Below are 5809 nucleotides of genomic sequence, written 5' to 3' on the forward strand. Positions count from 1 at the left end.
GAGTATGAGTATGTGACGGCAGATCGAGGCAGGAAGAGCGCCCCATCCAATCTCCCCCCTTGAGGGGGAGATGCCCGGCAGGGCAGAGGGGGGTGCCGCCTGGCTCCGTACGTGCATTCACCCGGCGCCGCAGTCGTCGCGGCGATGAAATGCGTCTGTTCTGCCTTCGGCACACCAACGGCCGAAGTGTCGATCAATTGTAACTAAATGGTTACTGGCGATGCGAAACCGCGAGGGGCTGTCAACGACCGCCATGATCGGCTAGTTGTCTGAACGAATGCGGCCAACAGGGCCGGCGAACACAGGGCCGAGGTGGATATGGACGAGGTGAAGACCGGGCGGGGACGCGGCAAGGCTGAGAGTGCCGGCGAGCCGAAGGCGCGGCAGCGCGATCCTGAAAGGACGAGCCAGGCGATCCTGCAGGCGGCCACCAAGGAATTCGCCGAGCGCGGCTATGGCGGGGCGCGGATCGATGCGATTGCCGAGCGCGCCAATATCAACAAGCGCATGCTCTACCACTATTTCGGCGGCAAGGACGCGCTTTATGTCGCGGTGCTCGAAGGCAGCTATGTGGCGATCCGTTCGGCCGAGCAACGGCTTGATCTGTCGCATCGCGCGCCCAAGGAGGGCATGCGCGAACTTATTGTTTTCACGTGGCAATATTTCCTCGATCATCCGGAATTCCTCGGCATTCTCGGCACCGAGAATCTCAACAAGGCGAAATTTTTGAAACGTTCGGCGCGGATTTTCGAACTGCATTCGCCGCTGGTGAACGAGATTTCCGGCCTGCTCGAACGCGGCGTCGCCAGCGGCGACTTCCGCGCCGGGCTCGATCCGGTGAAGATCTATATGAGCATCGCCTCGCTCGGCGCTTTCTTCCTCACCAATCGCTGGACGCTGTCGACGATCTTCCGCCGCAACCTCGCCGACAAGGCGGAACTGGATGCCTGGGGCCAGCACATCGTCGATGTGATTTTCGCCTATCTCCGGCCCTAGGCCGCCACCTCGCAAAAATCGGACTCTCGGTTCATTTGCCGGCTTCCCCTGCCTGCGGCATGGGTTGACAGTCGTCTTTTCGAGTGCCTATGATGTAACCATATGGTTATTTATGGGAGGCAAACGATGGCGGTGAAATCGATCGGCATCATCATGCACGGCATTACCGGCCGCATGGGTTACAATCAGCATCTGGTCCGTTCCATCCTGGCGATCCGCGACCAGGGCGGCATGATGCTTGCCAATGGCGATCGCCTGGTGCCCGATCCGATCCTGGTGGGCCGCAATGCCGACAAGATCGGCGAGATCGCCAAAAAACATGGCGTGGCCCGCACAACGACCGACCTCGAGGCCGCACTGGCCAACCCTGATGACACGATCTTCTTCGATGCCGGCTCGACCCAGATGCGCGTCGGCCTGCTGAAGAAGGCGATTGCCGCGGGCAAGCATGTCTATTGCGAAAAGCCGATTTCCGAGACCTTGGATGAGGCGCTGTCGATCGCAGCGATCGCCGAAAAGGCCGGCGTCAAGAATGGCGTGGTGCAGGACAAGCTGTTCCTGCCCGGTCTCAGGAAGATCAAGCTGCTGCGCGACAGCGGCTTCTTCGGCAAGATCCTCTCGGTGCGCGGCGAGTTCGGCTATTGGGTGTTCGAGGGCGATTGGGGCGTCAAGGCGCAGCGGCCGTCATGGAATTACCGCAAGGCCGACGGCGGCGGCATGATCCTCGATATGCTGCCGCACTGGCGCTATGTGCTCGACAACCTGTTCGGCGAGGTCAAGGCGGTCAGCTGCTATGGCGCGACCCATATTCCGAGCCGTGTCGACGAGGCCGGCAAGGCATACAAGGCCGATACCGATGATGCAGCCTATGCGACCTTCGAGCTCGATGGCGGCGTCGTGGCGCAGATCAATTCGTCCTGGGCGGTGCGCGTGCGCCGCGACGATCTCGTCACCTTCCAGGTCGACGGTACGCATGGCTCTGCCGTCTGCGGCCTGATGAAGTGCTGGACGCAGCACCGCGTCAACACGCCGAAGCCGGTGTGGAACCCCGACCAGGCGCAGCCGATCAATTTCCTGGACACCTGGGAGGAAGTGCCGGAGACGCAGGCGTTCGACAACGGCTTCAAGGCGCAGTGGGAAGACTTTTTGCGCCATGTGGTCGAGGATGCGCTGTGGAAATTTTCGCTGCGCGAAGGCGCCAAGGGCGTGCAGCTGGCCGAGCTGGCGCACAAGAGCTGGCAGGAGCGCCGCTGGGTCGACGTGCCGTCGCTCGCTGACGTGCCGGCACTGAAGGTGGCCTGAACCATGGGCCTCACGCTTCGCCTGCCAATATCCGGCGGCACGATCGCCGATTACACGATCGCCAACACGCCGGTCCCGGTGCCGGAAAAGCCGGCCAAAGGCCACGCGTTCAACCGCGTCGCCTTTGCCGCCGCCCATATCGTCGTCGACCCGCTGGCCGACAACGATCCCTGGCTCGACCGGGCGATCGACTGGGAGCGGACGGTGGCGTTCCGCGAATATCTCTGGGACCTGGGGCTCGGCGTGGCGGAAGCCATGGACACCGCGCAGCGCGGCATGGGGCTCGACTGGGCCGGCGCGCAGGAGGTGATCCGGCATGTGCAATCGGCGGCGCGCAATCGCTCGGATGCGCGGATCGCCTATGGCGCCGGCACCGACCATCTGGCGCCAGGGCATGGCGTCACGATCGACGATGTCATCGCCGCCTACGAGGAACAGGTTGCCTATGTCGAGAGTCAGGGCGGCCGCATCATCCTGATGGCGAGCCGGGCGCTGGCCGCAGCGGCGAAGAGCCCGGATGATTATGTGCGGGTCTATGACCGCATTCTCAGCCAGGTGAAGGAGCCGGTGATCATCCACTGGCTCGGCGATATGTTCGATCCGGCGCTCAAGGGCTATTGGGGCTCGGCGGACGATAGGACGGCGATGCAGACGGCGGTGGCGATCATCAACGACAATGCCGCCAAGGTCGATGGTGTCAAGATCTCGCTGTTGTCGGCGGAAAAAGAGATCGTCATGCGCCGGCAGCTCGATCCGCAGGTGAAAATGTATACCGGCGACGATTTCAACTATGCCGAACTGATTGGCGGCGACGACCAGGGTTATTCGCATGCGCTGCTCGGCATTTTCGACGCCATCGCGCCCGCCGCCAGCGCCAGCCTGCAGAAGCTGGCTGCCAATGATCTCGATGGCTTCCATGCCATCCTGGCGCCGACCGTGCCGCTGTCGCGGCATATCTTCAAGGCGCCGACGCGGTTCTACAAGACCGGCGTGGTGTTCCTCGCCTATCTCAACGGTTTTCAGGATCATTTCACCATGCTCGGCGGCCAGCAGAGCGCGCGCTCGATCGTGCATCTGGCGGAGCTTTTCCGCCTGGCGGACCAGGCACGGGTGCTGCGCGATCCGGATCTGGCTGCGGCGCGGATGAAGACCATCCTCGCCACGGTCGGCGTAAGCTGAGGGGGAGGGCGGCATGGCAGTCGAGGGGCTTTCCATCAATCTCGCCACCACGCGCGGCCAATATGGTTTCGCCGAGGCGGTCGATGCCTGCCTGAAGCAGGATATCACCGCCATCTCGCCCTGGCGCGATCAGGTGCACAAGATTGGCCTCAAGGAAGCGGCGCGCATCGTCGAGCTCAACAAGCTGCGCGTCACCGGCCATTGCCGTGGCGGCATGTTTCCGGCGGCCGACAAGGAAAAGCGGCAGGCGCAGATCGACGACAATCTGCTGGCCATCGAGGAAGCTGCGGCACTGGGCGCCGATTGCCTGGTGCTGGTCGTCGGCGGCCTGCCGGAAGGATCGAAGGACATTTCCGCTGCCCGGCAGATGGTGGCGGACGGTATCGCGGCCATCCTCCCTGCCGCGAAAGCCGCGGGCGTGCCGCTCGCCATCGAGCCGCTGCATCCGATGTATGCGGCCGACCGGGCCTGTGTGAACACGCTCGAACAGGCGCTCGACATCTGCGACCTGCTGGGCGACGGCATCGGCGTGGCGGTCGACGTCTATCACGTCTGGTGGGACCCGAAGCTCGAAGAGCAGATCGCCCGCGCCGGGCGGGCAAAGCGCGTTCTCGCCCATCACGTCTGCGACTGGCTGGTGCCGACCGTCGACCTGCTGCTCGACCGCGGCATGATGGGCGATGGCGTCATCGACCTCAAGCATATCCGCGCCGAGATCGAGAAAGCCGGCTTTCTCGGCCATCAGGAAGTCGAGATCTTTTCCGCCAACAATTGGTGGAAACGGCCGGGCGAGGAGGTGCTCGCGACCTGCGTCGAGCGCTTCCGCACGGTCTGCTGAGAGGAATTTGACCGAGGGGGGCTACCCCTCTGACATTGGAGGAGATGGACATGGCCTTTCATTCCTATAACCCGACCACCGGCGCCCTGATCGGCACCTATGAGGAGCATTCCGACGCCGAGGTGGCTGAGATCATCGCGCGCGCGCAAGAAACCTGGAAATCCTGGTCGGCCAAATCGCTGGAAGAGCGGACGGGCTTCCTGATCAAGCTTGCCGAACTGCTCGAACAGCGCGCCGAGGACTATGCGGCACTGATCGTCTCGGAAATGGGCAAGCCCTTCGGCGAGGCCAAGGGCGAGGTGCTGAAATCGGCCTTCGGCGCCAGGCATTTCGCCACCGACGGCGTCAAATATATCGCCGACGAGCCGATCCCCGGCACGCCGTCGAAAATCATCTACCAGTCGATCGGGCCGATCTTCGGCGTCATGCCGTGGAACCTGCCGTTCTGGCAGGTGCTGCGCTTCTTCATTCCGGCCGCACTCGTCGGCAATACGGTGATCGTCAAGCATGCCGAAAGCGTGCTCGGCTGCGCGGCCGCGATCGAAAAGCTGGTGCTCGATGCCGGCGGTCCGGTGGGTCTTTACAACAACCTGGTGATCGACCGGAGCCGTGCGCCAAAAGTGATCGCCGATCCGCGCGTCGCCGCCGCCACCGTCACCGGTTCGACGCTCGCCGGCCGCACCGTGGCGCAGCAGGCCGGTTCGCTCGGCAAGAAAGTGGTGCTGGAACTCGGCGGCTCCGACCCGTTCATCGTCTTTTCCGATGCCGATTTCGACAAGGCGGTGCAGATGGCGGTGACCTCGCGCTATTCCAACAATGCGCAGAGCTGCATCGCGGCCAAACGCCTGTTCGTCGAGGAATCGATTGCCGAAAAGTTCACCCAGGCTTTCGTCGAGGCAGTGAAGAAAATCCCGGTCGGCGACCCGATGAAGCCGGAAACCAAACTTGGCCCGCTCGCCCGCAGCGATATCCGCGACAACACCCAGCGGCAGGTGGACGAGGCGGTGAAAGCCGGCGCCAAGGTGCTCGTGGGCGGCAAGAAGATGGAAGGGCCGGGTAATTTCTACGAGGCCACGGTGATTTCCGGCCTGCCGCATGACGCGCCGATCGCGCGGGAAGAATTCTTCGGGCCGGTGGCGATGCTCTATACGTTCAAGAACGAGGACGAGGCGGTGCGGCTGGCCAATGACACAGATTACGGCCTGGGTGCGACGGTGTGGAGTGGCGATGCCGAGAAGGCCAATCGCGTGGCCGGCAAGCTCGAGGCGGGGGCGGTGTTCATCAACGATTTCGTGCGATCGGATCCGCGCGCGCCGTTTGGGGGCGTGAAGGGCTCGGGGTTCGGGCGTGAGCTTGGCGGGCTGGGGGCGCGTGAGCTGACGAATGCGAAATTGGTTTGGGGTGGGGCGTAAGGTTTGCGAATAGAGCGCGGTAGGCCCGGTTGGTTCCCTCTTCTCCCCTCGGGGAGAAGATGCCCGCAGGGCAGATGAGGGG

5 protein-coding genes are annotated in these 5809 nt (G+C 63.4%); all 5 read left to right on the plus strand.

Annotation, left to right across the window (positions count from 1 at the left end):
- Nucleotides 1-318: 318 nt before the first annotated feature.
- The 5 genes from AC1D06_RS41435 (at nt 319) to AC1D06_RS41455 (ending at nt 5727) form a co-directional block, all read left to right on the plus strand.
- Nucleotides 319-996: a TetR/AcrR family transcriptional regulator gene (locus AC1D06_RS41435; RefSeq protein WP_477991281.1), complete on the plus strand. Its 678-nt coding sequence runs from the start codon at nt 319-321 to the stop codon at nt 994-996.
- A 126-nt stretch (nt 997-1122) separates the two neighbouring features.
- A complete protein-coding gene (locus AC1D06_RS41440) occupies nt 1123-2298 on the plus strand; it encodes a Gfo/Idh/MocA family protein (RefSeq protein WP_477991283.1) in 1176 nt (391 codons plus the stop codon).
- 3 nt (nt 2299-2301) lie between these two features.
- Nucleotides 2302-3477, plus strand: a complete 1176-nt coding sequence (locus tag AC1D06_RS41445) for a dihydrodipicolinate synthase family protein (RefSeq protein ID WP_477991285.1) — start codon at nt 2302-2304, stop codon at nt 3475-3477.
- 13 nt (nt 3478-3490) lie between these two features.
- On the plus strand, nt 3491-4315 hold the full coding sequence (locus tag AC1D06_RS41450) for a sugar phosphate isomerase/epimerase family protein (protein ID WP_477991287.1): 825 nt from the start codon (nt 3491-3493) through the stop codon (nt 4313-4315).
- Nucleotides 4316-4365: 50 nt separating this feature from the next.
- The gene (locus tag AC1D06_RS41455) at nt 4366-5727 is read left to right on the plus strand and encodes an NAD-dependent succinate-semialdehyde dehydrogenase (protein WP_477991288.1); all 1362 of its coding nucleotides are present in this window, start codon (nt 4366-4368) and stop codon (nt 5725-5727) included.
- Nucleotides 5728-5809: the final 82 nt, after the last annotated feature.

This window comes from Rhizobium sp. P2_G2 (assembly GCF_056403555.1).